Here is a 25908-nt window from a genome sequence, read left to right as displayed (position 1 = left end):
AAATGAAAAATTTTTGAAAAAAGTGTTGACAAGAGTCCTAAAAGTTGATATACTAGTAAAGTAATCGACGCGGGGATGGCGGAATTGGCAGACGCGCAGGACTAAGGATCCTGTGACCGCTTTAGGTCGTGAGGGTTCAAGTCCCTCTCTCCGCATAGGATAAGAGTTAGCTTAGGCTAGCTCTTTTTTTATTTCAAAAGTTAACAATTAATCACTCTTTTCTATCTTCAATGTCTATGAAATCCAAGAGTTATAATGGCAATAACGGAGCATTTGATATTGATTATTTGGTTCGGAATCAAACTATCAATCAGTATTTTAAAAAAGATGAAAATGAACAAGCAACATTAGATTTTGGGAGCTCATACCGAAACGACGATTATTACTATTATTCAATAACTGTTCACTATGATAATGTTTATACCTTTATAGAAACGGTATCGAATTAAGGGGAAAATAAATGGTAGATAAAAAAATTGTGAGTAGTGGGAACGCTACTTTAGATCCGTCTAATCTGACTTACGAATTTGAATAAGATACAAGGAACTGTTTCTTTTATGGTATACTATAAGGGAATTAGGGTTAGCTATTTTATTGAATATTATAAATAAGGAGAAGGTTATGAAAAAACGCGTATTTCTCACAATGGTACTTTTAGGAGGATTGATCATGATAGGATTAACAGGATGTGGAGAAAATAAGAACAGTCGGGAATGGATTGAGAACAAAGTCTCCGAGGTCAGTCGAGTTTATCCAACTGAAAATCTCTTTGATTTGTTTAAGCAATTTCCGGAGGGATTTGAGATTAGAAGTATTGATACTTACGATGAGACGAAGGACTATTCTTGTTACCAGAAGATTGAACTCGTAGGAAACGCAGAAACAAAAGAAATAACTGGCAATTTTAAAAGAATAGAAGCTCAAGGTAATCCTTATGAAGAAAAAGTGCTTTTAGAAAGCCGTATTGTGTACACTGAAAAAGGATTGGAATTTTTGAATCCAGAAGTTTCCAAAGATAATTTGTTTTATGATGGGTTTTTATTTCAAAAGTTAGAACTAAATAAAGCAATTTTGTCTCAATTGGAACTCAAAAAAACGTACTATAATTGGGAGACTGGTGATGCTTCTATTACTTATAAAAATGTAAATAGTAAAATTATTCAGGACTACTTCCATATACAATCAAGTGAGTCGTTAGACCTTTTTATTAGTGCAGACCACTCTTCAACTATTGGCTATGAATACGGTTATCCTGTGGTTTTTGACGGAGAAAATATATCTCATTCAGAACTTATAACAGGAAAAAGTAAGAGTATGGAAAGATAGATGCCAAATAGTAATGTGCCGACCTTGGATGCAGCGAATCTAACTTACAAATTTGAATAAGATACAAGGAAATGTTTCTTTTATGGTATATTATAAGGGAATTAGGGTTAGCTATTTTATTGAATATTATAAACAAGGAGAAGGTTATGAAAAAACGCACTTTTCTCACAATGGTACTTTTAGGAGGATTGATAACGATAGGATTGGCGGGATGTGGAGAAAATAAGAACAGCCGAGAATGGATTGAGAATAAAGTCTCTGAGGTCAGTCGAGTTTATTCAACTGAAAATCTCTTTGACTTGTTTAAGCAATTTCCAGAAGGGTTTGAGATTGAGCAGGTCTATTTTAAAAAGAAAAGTGATGGAATTGACGATTTTATCACAGAAATTAAGCTGAAAGGTGATGCGACTTCGCATACAATAACGGGTACTCTTGCTAAAATTCCAGCGAAGGATGATGCACCCAAAAGCGAAGAGGAGTTAGTAAGTGTCCAATATGTAGACAACAAATTTATTTTTTCTAATGAAGAAACCGCTAAAAAAATGTGGAAGTTTGACAGATTTTTATTTCAAAAGTTGACTTTAAATAAAACAGAATTTTCTAAGTTAAGATTAAAAGAGAAATCGTATAATAACGTGACAAATGGTTTTAGTATTTTATATTTTACAGAAAACGAAGTAGTTAATAATTATTTTCATAAAAATGATTCTGAAACATCCGTACTAGAGATTGGAAGTTCTCTACAAAACGAGGGTTATTACTACTACTCAATTTTACTAGATTACAATGATGGCTATTATTTTAGAGAAACGGTATCAAATGCGGAGGTATATAATGGCCAATAGTGGAATTCCAACTTTAGATGCGTCTAATCTGACTTACGAATTTGAGTAAGATACAAGGAAATGTTTCTTTTATGGTATACTATAAGGGAATTAGGGTTAGCTATTTTGTTGAATATCATAAATAAGGAGAAGGTTATGAAAAAACGTGTATTTCTCACAATGGTACTTTTAGGAGGATTGATCATGATAGGATTAACAGGATGTGGAGAAAATAAAAACAGTCGAGAATGGATTGAAAACAAAGTATCTGAGGTTAGTCGAGTTTATCCAACTGAAAATCTCTTTGATTTGTTTAAGCAATTTCCAGAGGGGTTTGAGATTGAGCAGGTCTATTTTAAAGAGAAAAGTGATGGACCCGATAATTCTATTACAGAAATTAAGCTGAAAGGTGATGCGACTTCGCATACAATAACGGGTACTCTTGCTAAAAGCCCAGCGAAGGAAGATGCACCAAAGAGCGATGAAGTGGTAGTAAGTGTTCAATATGTAGACAACAAATTTATTTTTTCTGATGAAGAAACCGCTAAAAAAATATGGAAGTTTGATGGTTTTTTGTTTCAAAAACTTGGTATAGATAAAGAATTTTTAAGTAAATTATCATTAAAAAACAAACATTTTAACGGAAATAATGGTTCTTTTGATATAGATTATATTATTAAAAACACAACGATTAACCAATATTTTAATAAACAGCAACAAGCTGAAACAGTGCTAGGATTTGGTAGTTCTTTGAGGTTAGATGACTTTTATTACTATTCTGTTACTGTTGATTTTAATGATGGCTATTATTTTAAGGAGAGAGTATCGAATTAGGAGAGAAGTATGAGTAAAAAGGATACAGCGAATAGTGGTATTGCCACCCTAGATGCAGCGAACCTGGCTTATGAATTTGAGAATGCAAGGGAATATTGCTTTTATGGTATACTATAAGGGAACTATGATTAGTTGTTTTATTGAATATCATAAGTAAGGAGAGGGTTATGAAAAAACGCATATTTCTCACAATGGTACTTTTAGGAGGATTGATAATGATAGGATTGGCAGGGTGTGGAGAAAATAAGAACAGCCGAGAATGGATTGAGAATAAAGTCTCTGAGGTCAGTCGTGTTTATTCAACCGAGAATCTGTTTGACTTGTTTAAGCAATTTCCGGAGGGGTTCAATATTACTCAAACATTCTATAAGGATTCGCTCAGAACAGTAGTTTCCTTAGATGGAGATGCAGAGAATCAAACTATAAAAGGAAAGATAGAGACTATACAAATCTCTACCGATCCATATAAAGAAGAAGTGAAAGACCAAGTTGATGTAGAATATAAAGATGGTCAATTTATATTTTCTAACAATGAGGTAGTGGAAAAAATTTGGGGTTATAAAGGTTTTCTATTCCAAAAATTAAGTTTGAATAGAGATGTTTTATCTCAAATGAAGCTTGAAAAGTTTCAATATTTTTCAAATCGCAATGTGTTTGAAATCTATTATATTAGTGATGACTCTACAATAAATAATTTCCTTAATTCAAATGGAGAACACATTTTATCAATAAGTGGAGCGGAATCTTATAATAATACAAAAGGTTATCGATTGAATGTTAATATTGCTTTTAAGGACAACCCAAATGATGGGATGAGTGAGATAGTTTCAAGTTGGATAGATGATAGAAATAGTGTTTCTAATTAATTTGATAACATTTAAAACATCCTGATTGACCTGATTATAAATAAGGAGCATGCGAAAGAATGAGTGAAAAAGAATCAGTTAACAGTGGAATTCCAACTCTGGATGCAGCGAATCTGACTTATGAATTTGAGAATGCAAGGTGGAGAGGAGCAACTGATGAACAAATTTTAGATAAGAAAATAGGTGCTCAAAAAGATAAGACTATCCCCTCCAACCTCCAATATCTAGATGATTTTTATGATGATTCCACTGGCACAAGTGGTACAGCCTTCCTAGATAAGGATAGTGGAGAGGTGATTATAGCCTATACAGGAACGAATCCTAATGCGGATATAGCCAAGGATGTCGCTACAGATGTCGGTAGTATAGCCATGGCGCTCGGTTTTCATTATGATGAAGCTTTCACATTTTACGAAAGGATTCGACAGAGATATGGGGATAATATTACTCTAACTGGACATTCTTTAGGAGGGAACATCGCTCAGAGGGTGGCCTTAGAGTATAACGCTCCCCGTACTGTGGTATATAACTCAGCGCCTCTCTACTTAGAAGGTCTTATCAAATCTGAAGATAAAATCATAGATTATCTGACTCCGTGGGATTCGGCAAGGGAGAAGATAATCAATAAACAAAAGACATTCACAGGTCAAGTAGTACGAATCCGTACTCAAGATGACTTTCTTAACAATATATCTATGCCTCTTTTGGGAGTATATTTGGGAGAGGATTATCTCCTTGAAAACTCTGGTGGGCACAGCCTTGATCCAGATATTACGGGTGATAAAAATCAAATTAACCAAATCAAGGATATTTTGGAAAAACAGAGCCCAGAGAAGATGACTGAACTTGAAAAGAAGAACTATGAGACCCTGAAGAAATTACAAGGTGTCAAAAACGGACTTCTAAAGCAGTTGAATACTCAATTTTTATCCGATGGTAGTATAAGTAGCCATGAGATGTTTTTCTTGGACAGCGTCCAAGCAACAGCTGTTGCGACAGCAATGACAGAGAGTGTCAGCAACGGACACAGTGAGATTGAGGCAGTGGCGAAAAAAGCAGTTGCAGATGCTGAAACACTCTACGATAAAAGTAAGGAAGTTCCTTGGTTCGTCACAGAATTAACTTATGATGAGATAGAGAATGTCTATGCGGAAGCTGGGGTAACGTATGATAGTATTGTGGGGGAGACTCAGAGACATTTTGATAAAAAAGTAAGTAAATCAGCTGCGATTGTAAAAGCTTTTACAGATTTGGAAACGAATATTCAGAAGGGTGTTGAACAAGCAGTTGAAGGAGATGAAAGCTTGGCAAGGGATATTAATCAATGGACAAACTAGAAGAAATTCAAATTAAAATAAAAAAGCAAGAAGAGGGACTTTGGTCTTTGGAGGATGACTATAGAACTGCTAAGAAGAAAATAGGAGAATCTTATGAGAGTTTAGATCATAATCGTTCTCAGTTGACCAGATTATATGAGGAATTTGAAAACATTGCTTATGATTTTAGTAGAAAGAATTCTGGAGATGAGAGAGAGCGCCACCAATTTCTGATACTCTTAGAATCTTATGCAGTTGAGACAAGGAGTGAGTATCTTCGTCAATATGCTAAAATAGAGGCAAAAGATGAAGAATTGCAGACTCAGTACCGAAAAGAGCGTTCTCGCTTAGAAAAAGAGTTAGAAGAGAGTTATAGTCGAAGAAGAGAACTATATGAGTTAGAAAGGGAGCAGAAAAAATGCTAGTGGATTTAGTGATAGATGCTTTGATTGGACCTATGTCAGAATCAGCCAGACGAGAAATCAAAAAAACATTGGAAAGGGCAGCTATCAAAGCCTTTTGTGCTCCTCCGATAATATCAGGTAGAAAAGATATTGTAGATAAGTACGATGAGGAGATAGGGATTCTTGCTATGACAAATAAGACAGCTGTAACGACTTTAGCAGCACAAATGGATAGCTCAATTAATGGTTTAGGACAAAAAGCAATTAGCGAGGCTGTTAGTAAAAATAGTAACTCTTTTGAAGATTTAAATCCGAAAAAGAAAAAATAGTGCTTTGACTATAACATGTTCCTTCGCGACTTCTCCTTGCAAATATTTTTTCAAATATAATAGAGCCTTTTGTTTTCATCAAATTCAAGTAGAGCAAAAAATTTTTGCTCTTTTTTTGTATTTCATAAACATTTCATATTTGGATTTTATAATAGTCTTACAAATATGGAGGTGACAAATGAATCCAATCCAAAGAGCTTGGGCTTATGTCAGCAGAAAACGACTGAGAAGTTTTATTTTATTTCTGATTTTATTGGTCCTATTGGCTGGAATTTCAGCCTGTTTGACTTTGATGAAGTCCAACAAAACAGTTGAAACCAATCTTTACAAATCACTCAATACCTCTTTTTCTATTAAGAAGATAGAGAATGGGCAGACTTTCAAGTTGTCAGACCTAGCATCTGTAAGCAAGATTAAGGGACTGGAAACTGTTTCTCCTGAACTCGAGACGGTCGCAAAACTAAAAGACAAGGAAGCAGTGAGTGGCGAGCAGAGCGTGGAGCGTGATGATTTGTCAGCTGCGGACAAGAACTTGGTTAGCTTAACGGCTCTTGAGGATTCATCCAAGGATGTCACCTTTACCAGTTCAGCTTTCAATCTAAAAGAAGGTCGACACCTTCAAAAAGGGGATTCAAAGAAAATCATCATCCACGAAGAGTTGGCTAAGAAGAACGGTCTTTCGCTTCATGACAAGATTGCTTTAGATGCTGGACAGTCAGAAGCTGGCAAAGGGCAAACAGTGGAGTTTGAGATTGTCGGCATCTTTTCTGGTAAAAAACAAGAGAAATTTACAGGATTGTCTTCAGACTTCAGTGAAAACCAGGTCTTTACAGACTATGAAAGTAGCCAAAGCCTTTTGGGTAATGGTGAACCTCAAGTCACTGCAGCTCGCTTCTATGTAGAAAATCCTAAGGAAATGGACGGACTCTTGAAGCAGGTGGAAAATTTGGCTTTGGAAAATAACGGCTACCAAGTTGAGAAAGAAAACAAGGCCTTTGAACAAATCAAGGATTCAGTTGCAACCTTCCAAACCTTCCTAACCATCTTCCTTTATGGGATGTTGATAGCTGGAGCAGGAGCCTTAATTCTGGTTTTATCTCTCTGGTTGAGAGAACGGGTCTACGAAGTGGGGATTTTACTGGCACTTGGAAAAGGCAAGAGCTCAATCTTCCTACAATTCTGTTTAGAGGTGGTTTTGGTATCTCTCGGTGCCTTGCTTCCAGCATTTGTTGCAGGAAACGTAATCACAACTTACCTACTCCAAACCTTACTAGCAAGTGGAGATCAGACAGCCTTACAAGACACACTAGTTAAAGCAAGCGGTTTATCAGCCAGCATCCTATCTTTTGCAGAATCCTATGTTTTTCTAGTTCTGCTTAGTTGCTTATCTGTAGCCCTTTGTTTCCTATTCTTATTTAGAAAATCGCCGAAAGAAATTTTATCATCTATTAGTTAAGAAGGAGAAATCATGACTTTATTACAATTACAAGATGTTACCTACCGTTATAAGAACACTGCTGAAGCAGTCCTATATCAGATCAATTATAATTTTGAACCCGGGAAATTTTACAGTATTATTGGGGAGTCAGGAGCGGGGAAATCCACACTCTTGTCCCTACTTGCTGGTCTAGATAGTCCTGTTGAAGGTTCCATACTTTTCCAAGGAGAAGACATTCGTAAGAAGGGCTATTCTTACCATCGCATGCACCATATTTCCCTGGTCTTTCAAAATTATAATTTGATAGATTATCTTTCTCCACTGGAAAATATCCGCTTGGTCAACAAAAAGGCAAGCAAGGATACACTGCTTGAGCTTGGTTTAGATGAAAGTCAGATCAAGCGGAATGTTCTCCAGTTATCAGGTGGTCAACAACAACGTGTTGCCATTGCTCGTAGTTTGGTTTCAGAAGCTCCAGTAATTCTTGCTGATGAGCCAACTGGAAATCTAGATCCTAAAACTGCTGGAGATATTATCAAACTGCTCAAATCACTTGCCGAGAAAACAGGTAAATGTGTCATCGTCGTAACTCACAGCAAAGAAGTGGCACAAGCGTCAGATATTACACTTGAGTTGAAGGATAAGAAACTGACTGAAATATAGAATCTAGTTATTAAACTTTAAAATAGTATTAGTTGGTAACCAGATACGTGTATAGTAATAATAAACGAAGTGAGTCATTAACAACTATTTCCCGCAGTAGTGATAGTCTAGATAATAACAAAGTTATTATCTAGACCGGAATTTTTGAGATATGTGGCTCAAAAATTAGGGATGAAATTCCTATAGGAAGTTGCTCCCGTCCGCACAATCTAAGGGAAATAGTAAAAAATTATTTTATATAAGTTATAAGACATTTAAATAGAACAAAATCTAGAAAGGGAACCTATGTTACACAATGCATTTGCCTATGTTACAAGGAAGTTTTTCAAATCGATTGTCATCTTCCTGATTATTCTCCTCATGGCGAGCTTGAGTTTGGTCGGCTTGTCGATCAAGGGAGCTACTGCCAAGGCTTCTCAGGAGACCTTTAAAAATATCACCAACAGCTTCTCCATGCAAATCAATCGTCGCGTCAATCAAGGAACGCCACGTGGTGCTGGGAATATCAAGGGTGAAGATATCAAAAAAATCACCGAAAACAAGGCCATTGAGTCTTATGTGAAACGCATCAACGCTATTGGGGATTTGACTGGCTATGAACTCATCGAAACGCCAGAAACCAAGAAAAATCTGACACCTGACCGTGCCAAACATTTTGGAAGTAGCTTGATGATTACAGGTGTCAATGACTCCTCTAAAGAAGACAAGTTTGTCTCTGGTTCTTATAAGCTGGTCGAAGGTGAGCACCTAACCAACGATGACAAGGACAAGATACTCCTGCACAAGGACTTGGCAGCCAAACACGGCTGGAAAGTAGGGGACAAGGTCAAACTAGACTCTAATATCTACGATGCAGACAATGAAAAAGGAGCCAAGGAAACAGTCGAAGTGACAATCAAGGGACTCTTTGATGGTCACAATAAGTCTGCAGTAACCTATTCACAAGAACTCTATGAAAACACAGCTATCACAGACATACATACGGCCGCTAAGTTATATGGATACACAGAAGACACAGCCATTTATGGGGATGCAACCTTCTTTGTAACAGCGGACAAGAACTTGGATGATGTTATGAAAGAGTTGAATGGCATCAGTGGTATCAACTGGAAGAGCTATACACTCGTTAAGAGCTCATCTAACTACCCAGCTCTTGAGCAATCCATTTCTGGTATGTACAAGATGGCCAATCTCCTCTTCTGGGGTAGCTTGAGTTTCTCAGTTCTTCTCCTTGCCCTCTTGCTCAGCCTTTGGATCAATGCCCGTCGCAAGGAAGTGGGTATTCTCCTCTCTATTGGTCTCAAGCAGGCAAGTATCTTGGGTCAATTCATCACTGAATCCATCTTGATTGCCATCCCTGCTCTTGTTTCTGCTTACTTCTTAGCTACTTACACAGCGCGTGCAATCGGAAATACTGTTCTTGCCAATGTCACTTCAGGTGTTGCCAAGCAAGCCAGCAAGGCTGCTCAAGCCTCTAACCTTGGTGGTGGTGCAGAAGTAGATGGCTTTAGCAAGACCTTGTCGAGCCTAGATATTTCCATTCAGACATCGGACTTTATCATCGTCTTTGTCCTTGCCTTGGTTCTAGTGGTTCTCGTTATGGCGCTTGCTTCAAGCAATCTCCTTAGAAAACAACCAAAAGAACTTCTGCTGGATAGCGAATAACAAACTTGCTACCTATTCTCCCCTAAATGGGGTATAATATAGGTAGCATTTTTATCTATTTTATCTTGATAAGGCCTCTTCCTTTCTGGATGAAACTGAGATAATTTACAAGAAATTTAAAGGAATGTGAAACGTTTTTTCTATGAAAATTTTAATTGTAGAAGATGAAGAGATGATCCGTGAGGGGGTCAGTGATTATTTGATGGATTGTGGTTATGAAACCATTGAGGCGGCGGACGGACAAGAAGCCTTGGAGCAATTTTCCAGCTATGAAGTAGCCTTGGTTTTACTGGATATCCAGATGCCCAAGCTCAATGGCCTAGAAGTCCTAGCTGAGATTCGTAAAACCAGCCAGGTCCCTGTCTTGATGTTGACAGCCTTTCAAGATGAGGAATACAAGATGAGTGCTTTTGCCTCTCTGGCAGATGGCTATCTGGAAAAACCATTCTCCCTTTCCCTCTTAAAAGTGAGGGTAGATGCGATTTTTAAGCGCTACTACGATACAGGACGAGTCTTCTCCTATAAGGCTGCCAAGGTGGACTTTGAAAGCTACAGTGCCAGTCTAGCAGGAGAGGAAGTAGCCATCAATGCCAAAGAGTTAGAAATCCTTGACTACTTGGTAAAAAATGAAGGACGGGCCTTGACTCGTTCTCAGATTATCGATGCCGTCTGGAAGGTGACAGATGAGGTTCCCTTTGACCGTGTCATTGATGTTTATATCAAGGAACTGCGGAAAAAGTTAGACTTGGACTGCATCCTCACTGTACGAAATGTTGGTTATAAATTGGAGCGAAAATGAAACGAACAGGTTTATTTACAAAGATATTTATCTACACCTTCTCGATTTTTAGTGTTCTGGTCATCTGTCTTCATTTAGCTATTTATTTTCTTTTTCCTTCGACTTATCTGAGTCATCGGCAGGAAAGCATTGGCCAGAAAGCGACAGCCATTGCCCAGTCCCTAGAAGGTAAGGATAGGCAGAGTATTGAGCAAGTGTTAGACCTATATTCCCAGACTAGTGATATCAAGGGGGCTGTCAAGGGCGAGATGACCGAGGACAAGTTAGAAGTCAAGGACAGTTTTCCTCTGGATACAGACCGCCAGACAACCTCTCTCTTTATCGAGGAGCGCGAGGTGAAAACGCAAGATGGTAGTACCATGACTCTGCAATTTTTAGCTTCCGTGGATTTGCAAAAGGAAGCGGAGCAAATCAGTCTCCAATTTCTCCCCTACACCTTGCTGACATCCTTTCTAATTTCTCTCTTGGTGGCCTATATTTATGCACGGACTATTGTTGCACCGATTTTGGAAATCAAGCAAGTAACCCGTCGGATGATGGAGCTAGATGCCCAAGTGCGTTTGCGCGTGGATTCTAAGGACGAAATTGGTGATCTCAAGGAACAAATCAATAGCCTCTACCAACATCTTTTGACTGTCATTGCGGACTTGCATGACAAGAATGAAGCCATTCTCCAGCTGGAAAAGATGAAGGTTGAATTCCTACGGGGCGCTTCTCATGAATTGAAGACACCTCTGGCAAGTCTCAAAATCTTGATTGAAAATATGCAGGAAAATATTGGTCGTTATAAGGATAGAGACTACTATCTGGGAGTTGCCTTGGGGATTGTGGATGAGCTCAATCATCACGTTCTCCAGATACTTTCTCTCTCGTCTGTACAGGAATTACGAGATGATAGGGAAAAAATTGACCTGCTCCAGATGACGCAAAGTCTAGTCAAGGATTATGCCTTGCTAGCCAAGGATAGAAAACTCCAGATAGACAATAGCTTGACCCGTCAGCAGGCTTATCTAAACCCATCAGTTATGAAGTTGATTCTTTCTAACCTTATCAGCAATGCTATCAAGCACTCTGTTCCAGGTGGCTTGGTTCGCATTGGAGAAAGAGAAGGTGAACTTTTTATAGAAAATAGCTGTAGTCCAGAAGAACAAGAAAAACTAGCCCAATCTTTTTCTGATAATGCTAGTCGCAAGGCTAAGGGGTCTGGGATGGGACTCTTTGTTGTCAAGAGTTTATTAGAACATGAAAAATTACCTTATCATTTTGAAATGCAAGAGAATCGTTTAACCTTCTTTATAGTTTTTCCAAAAGTCGCCCAAGACTAGGGAGAGAAAGGGTTTACATAGATGGAGCTAGAAGAAATTCAATCGAAACTACGGGAAAAACTAGATTTTTTTGTCAAAAAGTGATAAAATGAACAATGTAAATGGGATGACCCATAAAAATATACAGGAGGCCTGATAAAATGGCAATCGTTTCAGCAGAAAAATTTGTCCAAGCAGCTCGTGACAACGGTTATGCAGTTGGTGGATTTAACACAAACAACCTTGAGTGGACTCAAGCTATCTTGCGTGCAGCAGAAGCTAAAAAAGCTCCAGTTTTGATCCAAACTTCAATGGGTGCTGCTAAATACATGGGTGGTTACAAAGTGGCTCGCAACTTGATCGCTAACCTTGTTGAATCAATGGGTATCACTGTACCAGTAGCTATCCACCTTGACCACGGTCACTACGAAGATGCACTTGAGTGTATCGAAGTTGGTTACACTTCAATCATGTTTGATGGTTCACACCTTCCAGTTGAAGAAAACCTTAAATTGGCTAAAGAAGTTGTTGAAAAAGCACACGCTAAAGGTATCTCAGTAGAAGCTGAAGTTGGTACTATCGGTGGTGAAGAAGACGGAATCATCGGTAAAGGTGAATTGGCTCCAATCGAAGACGCTAAAGCAATGGTTGAAACTGGTATCGACTTCTTGGCAGCTGGTATCGGTAACATCCACGGTCCTTACCCAGCTAACTGGGAAGGTCTTGACCTTGACCACTTGCAAAAATTGACAGAAGCTCTTCCTGGATTCCCAATCGTATTGCACGGTGGATCAGGTATTCCTGATGAGCAAATCCAAGCAGCTATCAAACTTGGTGTTGCGAAAGTTAACGTTAACACTGAATGCCAAATTGCATTCGCTAACGCAACTCGTAAATTTGCTCGTGACTACGAAGCAAACGAAGCAGAATACGACAAGAAAAAACTCTTCGACCCACGTAAATTCTTGGCTGACGGTGTAAAAGCTATCCAAGCATCAGTTGAAGAACGTATCGACGTATTCGGTTCAGAAGGTAAAGCTTAATCTAGCTGAATGATACAGATGAAACCTGCCCATTGGGTGGGTTTTTTGGCATTTTAAGGAAACTATTAAGCCAGAATATTGGATTTAAACTATCATTTTATGAGAAAAATCTTTAATTTTATAATCTTTAGGCAAACGCTTGCATTCCATTTTTTATTAGACTATAATAGGTTGGTATAAAGCCTTTTGTAGTAATAAAATGTAGAAGGTGTAGAAAGTAAGGATTTAGAATATTTGTAGTCAACAATACAATGTTGTTATTCCTTACAATAGGGAGATAGATATGGCAATGATAGAAGTGGAACATCTTCAGAAAAATTTTGTGAAGACTGTTAAGGAACCGGGCTTGAAGGGGGCTTTGCACTCCTTTATTCATCCTGAAAAGCAGACCTTTGAAGCGGTCAAGGATTTGACCTTTGAGGTGCCAAAAGGACAAATTTTAGGCTTTATCGGGGCTAATGGTGCTGGGAAGTCGACAACCATTAAAATGCTGACAGGGATTTTAAAACCGACATCTGGTTTTTGTCGGATTAACGGCAAGATTCCCCAGGACAATCGTCAAGATTATGTAAAAGATATTGGCGTAGTTTTTGGACAACGTACCCAGCTATGGTGGGATTTGGCGCTTCAAGAAACCTACACGGTTTTGAAAGAGATTTACGATGTGCCAGACTCGCTCTTTCATAAGCGTATGGACTTTTTGAATGAAGTCTTGGATTTGAAGGACTTTATCAAGGACCCCGTGCGGACTCTTTCATTGGGACAGCGCATGCGTGCGGACATTGCAGCTTCTTTGCTTCACAATCCCAAGGTTCTCTTTTTAGATGAGCCGACTATTGGTTTGGACGTTTCGGTCAAGGATAACATTCGTCGGGCTATTACTCAGATCAATCAGGAGGAAGAAACCACCATTCTTTTGACCACTCACGACCTGAGCGACATTGAGCAACTTTGTGATCGAATTTTTATGATTGACAAGGGGCAGGAGATTTTTGATGGAACGGTTAGCCAGCTCAAGGAAACATTTGGCAAGATGAAGACGCTCTCCTTTGAACTGCTACCAGATCAAAGTCATCTTGTCTCTCACTATGAAGGCCTGCCTGATATGATTATTGATAGACAGGGGAATAGTCTCAACATTGAATTCGATAGTTCTCGCTACCAATCAGCCGACATTATCAAGCAAACCCTGTCTGATTTTGAGATCCGCGATTTGAAGATGGTGGATACAGATATCGAGGATATTATCCGTCGCTTCTATCGAAAGGAGCTCTAAGATGGTCAAATTGTGGAGACGTTATAAACCCTTTATCAATGCAGGTGTTCAGGAGTTGATTACCTATCGAGTCAACTTTATTCTCTATCGAATCGGCGATGTCATGGGGGCTTTTGTGGCTTTTTATCTCTGGAAGGCTGTCTTTGATTCCTCGCAGGAGTCTTTGATTCAGGGCTTCAGTATGGCAGATATCACACTCTACATCATCATGAGTTTTGTGACCAATCTTCTGACTAGGTCAGATTCGTCCTTTATGATTGGGGAGGAGGTCAAGGATGGTTCCATTATCATGCGATTGTTGAGACCAGTGCATTTTGCAGCCTCTTACCTTTTCACCGAACTGGGGTCCAAGTGGTTGATTTTTATCAGCGTTGGCCTTCCATTTTTAAGTGTCATTGTTTTGATGAAAATCTTATCTGGGCAAGGGATTGTAGAAGTGCTGGGATTAACTGTCCTTTATCTTTTTAGCTTAACGCTGGCCTATCTGATTAACTTTTTCTTTAATATCTGCTTTGGATTTTCTGCCTTTGTGTTTAAAAATCTATGGGGTTCTAATCTACTCAAGACTTCCATAGTGGCTTTTATGTCTGGAAGTTTGATTCCCTTGGCTTTCTTTCCCAAGATCGTTTCAGATATTCTGTCCTTCCTGCCTTTTTCATCCTTGATTTACACTCCGGTCATGATTATCGTTGGGAAATACGATGCCAATCAGATTCTTCAGGCGCTCGCTTTGCAGTTTTTCTGGCTCTTAGTGATGGTGGGCTTGTCTCAGTTGATTTGGAAACGAGTCCAGTCCTTTATCACCATTCAAGGAGGTTAGTATGAAAAAATATCAACGCATGCATCTGATTTTTATCAGACAATACATCAAGCAAATCATGGAATACAAGGTAGATTTTGTGGTTGGTGTCTTGGGAGTTTTTCTGACTCAAGGCTTGAACCTCTTGTTTCTTAATGTCATCTTTCAACACATCCCATCCCTGGAAGGTTGGACTTTTCAAGAAATTGCTTTTATCTATGGATTTTCCTTGATTCCTAAGGGCTTTGACCATCTCTTTTTTGACAATCTTTGGGCTCTGGGACAGCGCTTGGTGCGAAAAGGTGAGTTTGACAAGTATCTGACTCGTCCCATCAATCCTCTCTTTCATATCCTAGTTGAGACTTTTCAGATTGATGCCTTGGGAGAACTTTTGGTCGGGGGTATTTTACTAGCAACAACTGTGACCAGCATTGCTTGGACTCTTCCAAAATTCCTGCTTTTCCTAGCATGCATTCCTTTTGCGACCTTGATTTATACTTCCTTGAAAATCGCGACAGCCAGTATCGCTTTTTGGACCAAGCAGTCAGGCGCCATGATTTACATTTTCTATATGTTTAATGATTTTGCTAAGTACCCGATTTCGATTTACAATTCGCTCCTTCAATGGTTGATTAGCTTTATCGTGCCATTTGCCTTTACGGCCTATTATCCTGCTAGCTATTTCTTGCAGGACAAGGATGTAATCTTTAACATCGGAGGTTTGATGTTGATTTCCCTTGTTTTCTTTGTCATTTCCCTTAAACTCTGGGATAGGGGCTTGGATGCCTACGAAAGTGCGGGTTCTTAAGTTGAAGAAACTCAAAGCCTTGTCTTCGGACAGGCTTTTTCTAATATAGATGGAAATTTCTTGACATCTATCCTCATAGTATACTGTAAGTGTAATCGCCGATTTAGCTCAGTTGGTAGAGCAAGGCACTCGTAAAGCCTAGGTCACAGGTTCAATCCCTGTAATCGGCAAAGTGAAGAAGCTCAAAGCCTTGTCTTGGGACAGGGCTTTTTTATATGTTAGGAACATGCATTGAAGCTAGCCCTAGAGTGTTAAACTAGATGAAAAAAAGAAGCAATAAGATGTAATTCAATTGCAGTTAGTCTAAATGAATGAAAAAGATGGGATAGCACCTTAGAATCAAATCTTGTAGATATTTCTTTGATTCTTATTATAGGAATTATTGGAAAGATAGTGTAAAAGGAATTTTATAGAAAAATTTTTTCAAACAAAATACTGATAAAGTACAGATATTGAGAGCGTTAGATTTTTGGTTAAGCTTTGAGGAGCGGTTCATGATAAAAAATTTTTTACATTCATGATATAATATGGCTATATTCACATGTTATAGGAGAACATTCATGAAAAAACGTACTTTACTTTGGATTGTTTTAGCCCTTGTAATTTTTGGAGGAGGCGTATGGATGGCACAAGAGATAAATGTATCTGGTGAAATTGTAGATCCTAGTCCAAAGGGAAAGTGGTTGGCATATTTGAAGAAACATGAAGAGGAGATGGCTAACTTTATAAAGTCTAGAAATCCTAAGGTTGAAAGCGTTCAGTTTAATTGGGATAGTATGAAAATTGGTCAGATAGGAAATGGAACTCCTCAAGGTGGCGGGGATATTCTAACCATTGAAGGTCGGATAAATAATATCAAGTTTAGCAGTTTTACTCTTGGATTTCCTTTGGATCATGATGAAAAAAGTTCACCTCTTATTGATAGAATTTCTGAAATGCAACCGATAAGAGTTTTGAAAGGCAATGTATGGGAGATTTATGACTAACAGTAATTTAAAAACCTTTGATAATTTTTATGCAGATTTAGCACAGTCTGCCTACACTTTTCGCCCAAGTAATTTTCCTCCTCAAAATAGTTCAACGAACGTACAAACATTTGATTTCTCAAATGATGGATATATGTTGGATGAGGATGGTAATGTAAAAGAAATCACCCCTGGAGGTAAACATCTTCCCCATAATGGTAGAGTCTACTTGCAACCAGATCCTGAGTTGCGAGATACTTATAAAGTCGCATCGATACCAGTTCCTGATGCGAATGGGATGAGGCAGGATATTCACCACAAACGTTATCAAAAAGGACTGTTAACTGATGATGAAGCTGGTTTCAGTGCCTACTACTTAACGGATACGCCAACCTTGACTAATGATACCAAGAAAACCTATATGGCTATCCGCGGAAGTGATGCCATCAGTTATGAAAATTGGAACGACTGGATAGACAACGATGCGAAGTTTGCCCTCAACCACATCCATACCCCGCAAGCCAAGTTAGCGACAGTAGGAATGAAAGCTAAAATCGCAGAGATGCGTGAAAAAGCTCCGCAAGCTACGATGGACATCACAGGTCACTCTCTAGGGACCATAGTCTCTGCCCAAGGAGTAGCTGGCCTCAGTGATGAGGAACTGGAGAAAATCGGCAAAGTGGTCCTCTTTGACGGTCCAGACACGACAAAGAGCTTAAAGGAAATGGGCCTCAGCGATGAGAAAATCCAAAAGATTAGCGAAAAGATAGAGTATTATGTCAATCCTTTTGATATCGTGGGGATGCTTAATCGAGAACACACCATTGCCAAATTACCTGGGTAATCTAGAATAAACAACTATACTTAATATAAGTATTTTTTTTTACATTCATGATATAATAGGTTTAGAATCCACGTTTAAGGAGGATAATCATGAAAAAACGTATCTTGCTTTGGCTGGTTTTAGCCCTTGTAGTATTTGGAGGAGGCGCATGGATGGCACAGAAAACAAATTTATTCGGAGGAGTATTTCTTAGTCCACGAGCCAAGCAGTTGGCTTATTTGAAGGAGCATGAAGAGGAGATTAAGGAGTTTGTAAAATCTAAAAATTCAAAGATTGAATCTGTTCAGGTTGATTGGGATGAAACTAGGTGGGAAAAGGTTGGGAATGGAACCCCTCAAGGGGGAGGGGAAATTGTAAATGTATATGGAAGTTTTAATCATATTGAGTCCTCCTCTTGGAATGTTACTTTTGATATTGAGAATGATAAAATTATTCCTAATTCAATGGCTTTAGCCAATTATTTACGAGTGGGGGGAAGGATTTTTGACTAATAGTAATTTAAAAACCTTTGATAATTTTTATGCGAATTTAGCACAGTCAGCTTATCTGGGGAGACCGGTTAAATTTCCTTATGAGTCTCAAAAGAAATACGATAGGGATGTGTTAGACTCGGGTCAATCTCTTGAATTTGATTTTTCTAAGGATGCGGAGTTTTATAATAAGATTACGAAGAAGTTGGAAATCACCCCTGGAGGTAAAAAACTTCCTCATGGCGGTAAAGTATACTTGCAGCCGGATCCTGATTTACACGATGTTTATAAAATCACAACAGTTCCTGTTCCTGATACGAACGGTATGAGGCAGGAACCCCACAGAACCAAACTCTATCAAAAAGGACTTTTAACGGATGAGAAAGCTGGTTTCAATGCCTACTACTTAACGGATACGCCAACCTTGAGTAAAGATACTACGAAAACTTATATGGCTATCCGCGGAAGTGATGCCATTAGTTATGAAAATTGGAACGATTGGATAGACAACGATGCGAAGTTTGCCCTCAACCACATCCATACCCCGCAAGCCAAGTTAGCGACGGCAGGTATGAAAGCTAAAATCGCAGAGATGCGTGAAAAAGCTCCGCAAGCTACGATGGACATCACAGGTCACTCCCTAGGAACCATTGTCTCTGCGCAAGGGATAGCTGGCCTCACTGATGAAGAACTGAAGAAAATCGGCAAAGTAGTCCTCTTTGACGGTCCAGACACGACAAAGAGTTTAAAGAAAATGGGTCTCAGCGATGAGAAAATCCAAAAGATTAGCGAAAAGATAGAGTATTATGTCAATCCTTTTGATATCGTGGGTACGCTTAATCGAGAGCACACAATCACTAAATTACCTGGGGATTCCGATGAACCCCTCAAGAAACCCGTAGGTACAGTAAATGTCCTTGTCCCCTTGTACTATACCCAGATTTCTGATCCGGAAAGCTCCCATGACTTTGGTGTTTTCCAATCGGATGGAAAGGGGAACTTGTTGACCGCTTCTGAGGACTTTCACCCAGAATTGCTCAGGGCAGGTGAAAAGCTAGCTCGATTGATTGCGACATCTTTGGATTCTCTCAGGGCATTAGGAGTTGATGAAAATGTAGCAACCAATGTTTTAAATTCCATTATGAGAGGTGAGTTTAAAATAAAGGCAGCTATTGGTTATGGCGTTTACGAGAATTTTACAACTGAATATAGTAAGATCGTCGAAGAAGCTCGTCAGGAATCTATAAAATGGGATCGAGAAGCTATTCCTCGTTACCAGGAACAACTGAGAAGTGGCAATCTTTCAGGAAATCAAAGAATCTTGGTTCGAGCTCAGCTACTTCAGACAGCAGCCCAATTGGCAAATTTTGATATGGAAGATAAAGTTAATTCTGTGAAAACTTTACTTTCAGATGCTAAGGAAGAGATTCAAAGCTTGATAAAAGAAACAAGACAGACAGCGTTTGACATGGTTGGATACTTGTCAAGTTCAGAAGTTACGAATCTACTTTCTGGTTTTGATACAACAAGCTTTTGGGATGAAGGCGTTGCTAGTGACACGAAGACAGCAGCAACATCCTTCCTGACACAAATCCAGCAACTGGGGGAGAGCTTGGTCAAAGCTAGTGGCTCCTTTGAGACCATAGATAGAGATAGTGCTGAAGATTTTAATAATCTATTGGCGGATGTAAAGCAAACATGGAGGGGAAAAAATGGTAGTCCTAACGGATGAGGATACTTTAATTACAAGAGAGCAACTCGACAGAGCCTTCAAAGAAAGAATGAGGGAACAAGAACGCCAAGCAGTCAGGGCCTTGGTAACTGCAAAAGAGTTGTCAATCCTTGCTAAAGGAGCTGAGTTAGCTAAAAAGTTGCAGGAAGCGGCCGCAGATATGCAAGAGTACGCTTCTAAGACCTATGTGAACAATATTAAGGGTGGATTTGAGGGAAAGGCTGCAGATGCTGCAGAAACTTACTTGACACAGACCTTGCAAACACCTACTTTACAGAGTCCGATCAAAAGCTAGGAGAAAACTGGTTATGGATAAAAAGGGACTTCAGAAACTAGAGGATGAGCATAATCGTAAATTACGAGACTTAGAACGTTTGGAGATGGATTTGGATGATGATTTCCACAAGTTTAGTAGGGAGACGGATCATCTCCTAGAGGCGCTTTCCTATGCATGTAGAGATAGTAGTTTTGCTGAAATTCAACCATATATCTTTGAGATAGAGAACAATTTAGATAGCTATCATCAACTTTATAAGAATCGTATAGAGAATGTACTGGAAGCTCGACACCAAGAGAATAAAAACTTTTATCGAAAGTTAGAGGAAAAGGATTTTTAACGAATAGACCCTTCATCTAATACAAGAGAATTTTTTTGATAATTTATTAGTAAAAAATGGTGTAAGCACTTGTAATTTGTGACACTTATTGATATAATAAACTTATAAAATAACTTAAAGGAGTTTAATATGGCTTTAATTCAATTAACAACAGAGGAACTACGTACTTCTGCTCAAAAATATACTAATGGTGCTGAAGAAGTAAGAGAAGTACTTCGCACATTGAGTAACGAACAAGAGATTATTAGAGAGAACTGGAAAGGTGCTGCTTTTCAGAGCTTTGATCAACAGTTTACAGAATTATCTCCAAAAATTGAAGAGTTTGCAGCTTTACTTGATGCAATCAATGCGCAATTGTATAAAGTTGCTGAAATCGTTGAGCAAAACGACCAAGAACTTGCATCACAAATTCATTAATTTGTTATAAGTGGCTTTAGGAGGGCGAGAGCCTTCCTATTTTTTTTAATGGAGATGATTAAAAGGCAAATGAAGAAGAATAGAATATATAAATATGTAGGGAGTAGTTTGCTAGCCCTATTGTTGCTCTTGATGATGGTTCTTTTGAATCTTTCTGTTCAAAAGAATACGACAATTAACAATGAGAATAACGCGAAAGTAAATCAGCAGACCAAATTAAATGTGGCTATTGTAAATGAAGATAAGCCTGTCTATGTGGATACAAAAGAGTATAATTTGGGGGCTAGTTATGTAAAAAACATCGAGCGTGATAATTCACAAAACTGGTCCGTTGTTCCTCGTGGAGCAGCAGATACCGGATTAGAAAGTGGGAAATACCAACTCGTTTTAACAATTCCTAGTGACTTTTCTGAAAAAATACTTGATATTAACAGTATCAATGTTGATAAGACAACCATTAATTATAAGGTCAATGCCCAAGGAAATTTGCAGGTGGAAAATGATGCAAATAAACTAGCAAAAGACATTGTTGCTGATTTGAATGGTCAGTTGGTCGACATGTATATGGCGAGTATTTTGAGCAATCTTTATACGGCGCAAAAAAATGTGCAAGCTAGTTCACAGATACAAGCAACTAATATCGGAAACTACCGTACAAACTTATATGGAACAGCAATTAACTCTAAAAATATTTTCCCGACTCTTTACAGTATGTCTAGTTCCTCTGTTGACGCAAACGGTGTCTTAAAGACAGGTTTGGATAGTTATTCTCAGATTTTTGGTCGTTATGACGTTTCACAGATTGCCTATGGTGACAAGCTTGGCACTCTGCTTAAGAATAGGGATACTGAGAAGAAAAATCATGCGGATGTTATCACTGGGCTCATATCTCAGAGTCGGGAAGACGTTAAGGGACAAATTGAAACTTATAAGGAATTAATTAAAGCTCAAGGTAGTCTGACTGCTAATATAGATGGAACAGCAGAATCCACTGATGGAACGTCACCAGAAGTTGGGGCTTACTATAAAACAGTAGCAGAAAACATCAAAAAAGAGATTGATAGTTTAAAGACCAATCTAACAGATGAAAGAACCAAGTTTGAAAATCATAAAAAGGATATTCGTAACTTTGTCGATGAAAAATTAGCTGCTTATTATGAGACAAGTGAGAAGAATAATATCACTCTCGGTCGATTTTTGGATAAAGCTGCAAACAAGGACCTAGAGAAGGCTGAAGGATCTCTTAAAGAGCAGCTGGTTTCTGCAATCTCAGAATTACCAAAAGAAGACTTTAGTGGAAAAGAATTTAGTGGTTTTGGTATAACACCAATCACAATTCCTTCTGTAAACTATACAGATTTAAAAACGATTAAAGAGCCTAGCGACGAGATTTCTTTGGCGGACTTGAAGAATCTGGAAAATAAGGCAATTACTAGTACAAGTGCTGTTGGACGAACAGGAACAAAGGCTAAGGTATCATGGAAGGCTGGAACAGGAGTGACGGTTCATTCGGTCACTTATGATGGCACACCAGTTGAGTTTGGCCAAGAAATTGATTTGAAGACTGGTGGGACTTTCAAAGTAGCCTATAGTCTTGCAGAGGCAGCTCCAGCTCCAACTCCAACTCCGACTACAGGTTCAACTGGGGGTCCAAGCCCAACTCCAAAAGCGGAGCCAGAGACTGTTGATATTTCCTTGAATGATGTTCAAGCAGTCAGTGCTCCCATAGATGTCTCAGCCGTTCAGCAAGCAGCAGTGACTTACGGACAAAAGGTTCAGAAAATAGCCTCTGCCTATCAAAAGGTAGAATCACTAAAAAAAGCATACGATACCGTCAGAGGGTTAAAAAATAGTGATGTGTCTAAAGCATTGTCAGATATTTGGTTCGAAGCTATTAGTTCAAATCTGAAGAAGTATGAAGACAGCTTAACTGCACCTGCTAGCGATAAAGATAAAGATGGTGCTAAAGAGAAAGTAGATAAAGCTTTGTCAGAATTGACTACTCTGAAGCCTGTTTTAGAAAAAAATGTGCAGGATGTTTTGACTACCAACCAAGAATTGAATAAAAAAATCAAGAAACAGTTAGAGTTGTACGAGCAGTTGGAAGGAAAGCTAAAGGATTTGGTTGAGAAGCAAGGGAAAGGCAATGATGCTTTTGAAGATACTAATAATCAATTGGCTACCCTAAATACTGATTATGCGGCTCTCTTATCAGAAACTAAGGGTGTGAAGGAGTCCTCTCAAAGCAATGTCAAAGCTGCAGAGTCTGTAAATGAGACTTTAGGTAAGTTCAATCGTGAATTGTCAAATGCTCAAACAAGTACTGAAAAGTTATCTCAAGATGCTGACTCCTTGATGACGCAGTTTAACGAAGAATTGTCTAAGAATGGTAACTTTGTAGAGTCCTTCGTGAAAGTTCTGAATAACGCCTATGACAATGGGGTACCAAACGAAGTATTGCTTAACTTTTTATCAAACCCTGTTGCGCAAAATTCTACCTCGGTAAAAGCGACTGTCAACGTTTATCGTCCATTTACATGGATTCTCTTACTTGAAATTGTTAGTCTCTTTACAGGCTATTTATTTGCAACGCAAAATATTGTCCGTAAGGTCAAAGATAAATTTAAGCTTGACAAGTTGCATGATACAGATATTATGACAGTTGGCCTACTATCTATTTTAGCTATAATAGTTGGTCTAGTCGTTGGTATTGTATCGAGTGCTCAACTTCACGTTGGTCGTGAATATCAACCGTCATGGGTATTGCTAATTGTTTTAGCTGCTTTGGTACTGATTCAAGGGCAGTATTTATTACTTAAACATTTCCGAGTAATTGGAATGGGTCTCGCCTTCTTTATGATGATTAGCTTTGTCTATCTATCAAATGCAATTGGGACGACTGCCAGTCTAACAGGTTTCCCAGCCTTCATCAAAAATCTTAATGCTTTATCAATATTAGAAGCTTTCCTTTCAGGATATTTTGATGGACAACCGGCAAATATTTTAGCATTTATTGCAATGATGATTGTCGTAGCTGGATTACTTGTTATGAATATTTTTATCAAAGAAAGAAGATTTTGGCCTCAAGTATTTCAAACTGAGAAAGAATAGGAAATGAAAAAAATAATTCTTTTACTTCTTACCTTAGTAGCATGTGCAGCAGTCTCAATGGCTGCTGCAGATGATTTGAAGGATAATCGTTTACAGATTGATGATTCTCGACTTGAGAAAAAAGAGGGACTTAACTTTGGTCTACAATCTGAAGAAACAAAGGAGCTTTTTAACGAAGCGACCCAAAAGAAGTTGCAAGACATGCAGCAGCATCAAGAGGAACAGTTGATCACAGAAAGGGGCCAACTGTTTTCTGCTATACAGGGACCAGTTAAAAAAAATCCTGCAGAGCAGTTGTTTCAGCCAAATTCAAAAATAACATCTAAATTTCAAACAAATATTGGTCAGTTAGAAAAAGATGGTTTGAGTGATTTTCTTCCGGAGTTAGCCTATATATCATTGTTTTTATTACTTTTCGTAGCTACAGCTGTGATGAGTTATCGCCTTATGGCCGAAGGGATAGAATAATGTTTTAGCAAGTCCGTCTTAACAACTTAGTAAGAACAAAATCATATACAGGAGGTATATAAACAGTGGAGCAACATATCAATATTACTCTACGCTTGAAAGAAAAAGATGTGGATATTCGCATTCCTAGTCGGATTGAAGTGCGACGGTTAATCCGAGAAGTGGATACGATTTTTACTCCAGGTAAACAGAGAAAAAAATATCAACTTAGAATTGTCAACAAAGGATTATTGATTGATGAAGGAAAACAACTATCTGATTATCCAATGACAACAGGGGATTTAGTAGAGATAGAGGAGATTTAGGTGACTGAGGAAAAATTTATATTTGGCGAACAGCCGTTTGTATATGAAAAAAATGAAACAACTTGGAAATTGAGCCTTAAGCGTTCAGATGTAGCGAGTCAAGATTTACGGGAACTGTTACTGTTGGATTTGCATCATCCGTTCTTTTTGGAGCAATCGATGGTCTCTGATGAGGACAGTGTAACCTTCTCCTATCAAGTCGAAGCTCATGGTTTGACTTATGAAGAAATAAAGAGCCGTACCATTTCGGAGAGAATTCGTTTGGCCCTAAACGTTTTTCGTCTAGAAGGAGCCTTGGAGTTGCCAGTGACCTTCCTTTTGCATCCAGTAAATCTCTTTATTACCAAAGATGCTCAGGCTAAGATTGCTTATCGTGGAATTCCTGGTCTGATGGTTCCTCAATCAATATCCTCAGAAGATTTTCTACGTCAGGCTAAGTGTTTTACCGTAACACTATTTAGTGATTTTGACTTTATGGACCTTTACAATGGTTCCTTGGAATTAGAGACCTTGCCAGACTTTTTAAATGACCTGTGTCAGGCAGATGATATTGCAACAGCAGTTACTATTTTGGAACGGTATTATGTAGAGAAATCTGCGAAAGAACAGGCGGATTTGGTATTGGTTCCAAGCAGACGACACCGAGTGTTTAAATTGGCAACGATTTGGTTGACAGCAAGTGTTGTTTTGTTGATCGTTCCGCTTATCTATTTGATTTTCATGCAAAATCCTTTCAAAGAAAAGATGTTGCAGGCGGATACAGCTTTTATTAAAGTAGATTATAGCGCGGTTATTACAGAATTAGAGGGAATTGCTCCTGCTAGCTTGCCTAATACGCAGAAGTATGAGTTAGCCTTCTCTTATATTCAGGGATTGGAATTTTCTTCTGAACAAAAGAAGGTCATCCTGAATAATGTAACCCTCAAGTCTGATGAGCTGTATTTGACTTATTGGATTCAAGTTGGGCGAAATCGCTTTGAAGAGGCACTTGATATTGCCAAACGGATTAACGACAGTGACTTGATTCTCTATGCTTTGACTCAGGAAATCAAGCAGGTTCGGGAAGATGGTAAGTTGTCAGGGAAAGATCGTGAAAGTAAACTGAATACTTTGGATAGTGAATATAAGAAATACTGGGATAGCCGAAGTCAGCTATTAACAAGTGATTCTAGCTCTAATGCATCTACTAGTTCTAGTCCTAGTTCACAAGACAAGCCTTCTGAAAGCAAACCTTCATCTGAGAAGAAAACTAGCCCTAGCAGCTCCTCTAGTAATTAAGGTAGAC

Annotated in this window: 26 protein-coding genes, 2 tRNA genes and 2 pseudogenes; all 30 read left to right on the top strand. The window is 38.6% G+C overall.

Translation table 11 applies throughout. From position 1 onward, the window contains the following. Positions 1–69: 69 nt before the first annotated feature. Positions 70–155: transfer RNA gene (locus KB197_RS07905), tRNA-Leu, on the top strand. Positions 156–185: 30 nt separating this feature from the next. After that, positions 186–449: pseudogene (locus tag KB197_RS07900) on the top strand (hypothetical protein); the annotation flags it as partial. Between the two features lie 172 nt (positions 450–621). Beyond that, positions 622–1326, top strand: a complete 705-nt coding sequence (locus KB197_RS07895) for a hypothetical protein (RefSeq protein WP_064276343.1) — start codon at positions 622–624, stop codon at positions 1324–1326. A gap of 146 nt (positions 1327–1472) precedes the next feature. Then, positions 1473–2171, top strand: coding sequence for a hypothetical protein (locus tag KB197_RS07890; protein WP_064276344.1), 699 nt, complete (start codon positions 1473–1475; stop codon positions 2169–2171). A 135-nt stretch (positions 2172–2306) separates the two neighbouring features. Further along, positions 2307–2984: a hypothetical protein gene (locus KB197_RS07885; RefSeq protein ID WP_064276345.1), complete on the top strand. Its 678-nt coding sequence runs from the start codon at positions 2307–2309 to the stop codon at positions 2982–2984. A gap of 167 nt (positions 2985–3151) precedes the next feature. Continuing rightward, positions 3152–3850: a hypothetical protein gene (locus KB197_RS07880; protein ID WP_064276346.1), complete on the top strand. Its 699-nt coding sequence runs from the start codon at positions 3152–3154 to the stop codon at positions 3848–3850. Between the two features lie 59 nt (positions 3851–3909). Then, the gene (locus KB197_RS07875) at positions 3910–5187 is read left to right on the top strand and encodes a DUF2974 domain-containing protein (protein ID WP_064276347.1); all 1278 of its coding nucleotides are present in this window, start codon (positions 3910–3912) and stop codon (positions 5185–5187) included. Further along, on the top strand, positions 5175–5591 hold the full coding sequence (locus tag KB197_RS07870; protein ID WP_064276348.1) for a hypothetical protein: 417 nt from the start codon (positions 5175–5177) through the stop codon (positions 5589–5591). Before KB197_RS07875 ends, KB197_RS07870 begins: the two co-directional genes overlap by 13 nt. Then, complete coding sequence (locus KB197_RS07865; protein ID WP_042750402.1) at positions 5585–5899, top strand: hypothetical protein; 315 nt, start codon at positions 5585–5587, stop codon at positions 5897–5899. The genes KB197_RS07870 and KB197_RS07865 overlap by 7 nt, the downstream gene beginning before the upstream one ends. Positions 5900–6077: 178 nt before the next feature. Beyond that, the gene (locus KB197_RS07860; RefSeq protein ID WP_212573956.1) at positions 6078–7355 is read left to right on the top strand and encodes an ABC transporter permease; all 1278 of its coding nucleotides are present in this window, start codon (positions 6078–6080) and stop codon (positions 7353–7355) included. 12 nt (positions 7356–7367) lie between these two features. Continuing rightward, positions 7368–8000: an ABC transporter ATP-binding subunit Vex2 gene (gene vex2, locus KB197_RS07855; RefSeq protein ID WP_125386153.1), complete on the top strand. Its 633-nt coding sequence runs from the start codon at positions 7368–7370 to the stop codon at positions 7998–8000. 285 nt (positions 8001–8285) lie between these two features. Beyond that, positions 8286–9665 (top strand): ABC transporter permease subunit Vex3, encoded by a 1380-nt coding sequence (gene vex3 / locus KB197_RS07850; RefSeq protein WP_061087752.1) that lies wholly within the window; start codon positions 8286–8288, stop codon positions 9663–9665. A gap of 142 nt (positions 9666–9807) precedes the next feature. Then, complete coding sequence (vncR, locus tag KB197_RS07845) at positions 9808–10464, top strand: response regulator transcription factor VncR (protein WP_064276351.1); 657 nt, start codon at positions 9808–9810, stop codon at positions 10462–10464. Continuing rightward, positions 10461–11789: a sensor histidine kinase VncS gene (gene vncS, locus KB197_RS07840; RefSeq protein ID WP_064276352.1), complete on the top strand. Its 1329-nt coding sequence runs from the start codon at positions 10461–10463 to the stop codon at positions 11787–11789. Before vncR ends, vncS begins: the two co-directional genes overlap by 4 nt. Before the next feature lie 140 nt (positions 11790–11929). Then, the gene (locus tag KB197_RS07835) at positions 11930–12811 is read left to right on the top strand and encodes a class II fructose-bisphosphate aldolase (protein WP_001019001.1); all 882 of its coding nucleotides are present in this window, start codon (positions 11930–11932) and stop codon (positions 12809–12811) included. Positions 12812–13094: 283 nt separating this feature from the next. After that, complete coding sequence (locus KB197_RS07830) at positions 13095–14087, top strand: ABC transporter ATP-binding protein (RefSeq protein WP_212573957.1); 993 nt, start codon at positions 13095–13097, stop codon at positions 14085–14087. A 1-nt stretch (position 14088) separates the two neighbouring features. Next, entirely contained in the window at positions 14089–14907 is an 819-nt protein-coding gene (locus KB197_RS07825; protein WP_212573958.1) for an ABC transporter permease, read from the top strand. 1 nt (position 14908) lies between these two features. Further along, the gene (locus KB197_RS07820) at positions 14909–15694 is read left to right on the top strand and encodes an ABC transporter permease (RefSeq protein WP_212573959.1); all 786 of its coding nucleotides are present in this window, start codon (positions 14909–14911) and stop codon (positions 15692–15694) included. Positions 15695–15791: 97 nt separating this feature from the next. After that, positions 15792–15864: transfer RNA gene (locus KB197_RS07815), tRNA-Thr, on the top strand. Positions 15865–16254: 390 nt separating this feature from the next. Beyond that, on the top strand, positions 16255–16680 hold the full coding sequence (locus tag KB197_RS07810) for a hypothetical protein (RefSeq protein WP_033682135.1): 426 nt from the start codon (positions 16255–16257) through the stop codon (positions 16678–16680). Further along, a pseudogene (locus tag KB197_RS07805) lies at positions 16673–17500 on the top strand (cutinase family protein); the annotation flags it as partial. The gene KB197_RS07810 and the pseudogene KB197_RS07805, both read left to right, overlap by 8 nt. A gap of 92 nt (positions 17501–17592) precedes the next feature. Beyond that, the gene (locus KB197_RS07800) at positions 17593–17994 is read left to right on the top strand and encodes a hypothetical protein (protein ID WP_033682137.1); all 402 of its coding nucleotides are present in this window, start codon (positions 17593–17595) and stop codon (positions 17992–17994) included. Continuing rightward, entirely contained in the window at positions 17987–19705 is a 1719-nt protein-coding gene (locus tag KB197_RS07795; RefSeq protein ID WP_212573960.1) for a cutinase family protein, read from the top strand. The genes KB197_RS07800 and KB197_RS07795 overlap by 8 nt, the downstream gene beginning before the upstream one ends. Further along, positions 19686–20000, top strand: coding sequence for a hypothetical protein (locus KB197_RS07790; protein WP_020902063.1), 315 nt, complete (start codon positions 19686–19688; stop codon positions 19998–20000). The genes KB197_RS07795 and KB197_RS07790 overlap by 20 nt, the downstream gene beginning before the upstream one ends. A gap of 13 nt (positions 20001–20013) precedes the next feature. Then, positions 20014–20322, top strand: a complete 309-nt coding sequence (locus KB197_RS07785; protein WP_020902062.1) for a hypothetical protein — start codon at positions 20014–20016, stop codon at positions 20320–20322. 129 nt (positions 20323–20451) lie between these two features. Then, on the top strand, positions 20452–20739 hold the full coding sequence (locus KB197_RS07780) for a WXG100 family type VII secretion target (RefSeq protein ID WP_020902061.1): 288 nt from the start codon (positions 20452–20454) through the stop codon (positions 20737–20739). A 69-nt stretch (positions 20740–20808) separates the two neighbouring features. Next, entirely contained in the window at positions 20809–23850 is a 3042-nt protein-coding gene (gene esaA / locus KB197_RS07775) for a type VII secretion protein EsaA (protein WP_212573961.1), read from the top strand. Between the two features lie 3 nt (positions 23851–23853). Next, positions 23854–24318, top strand: a complete 465-nt coding sequence (gene essA / locus KB197_RS07770) for a type VII secretion protein EssA (protein WP_020902059.1) — start codon at positions 23854–23856, stop codon at positions 24316–24318. A gap of 65 nt (positions 24319–24383) precedes the next feature. Beyond that, the gene (locus tag KB197_RS07765; RefSeq protein ID WP_020902058.1) at positions 24384–24623 is read left to right on the top strand and encodes an EsaB/YukD family protein; all 240 of its coding nucleotides are present in this window, start codon (positions 24384–24386) and stop codon (positions 24621–24623) included. Beyond that, on the top strand, positions 24624–25901 hold the full coding sequence (gene essB / locus KB197_RS07760; RefSeq protein ID WP_020902057.1) for a type VII secretion protein EssB: 1278 nt from the start codon (positions 24624–24626) through the stop codon (positions 25899–25901). Positions 25902–25908 lie beyond the last annotated feature (7 nt).

The sequence above is a fragment of the Streptococcus sp. 11-4097 genome (assembly GCF_018215285.2).
Lineage (GTDB): Bacteria > Bacillota > Bacilli > Lactobacillales > Streptococcaceae > Streptococcus.
Note: the sequence above shows the minus strand (reverse complement) of the source record. Positions and strands in the feature narration are given on the sequence as shown.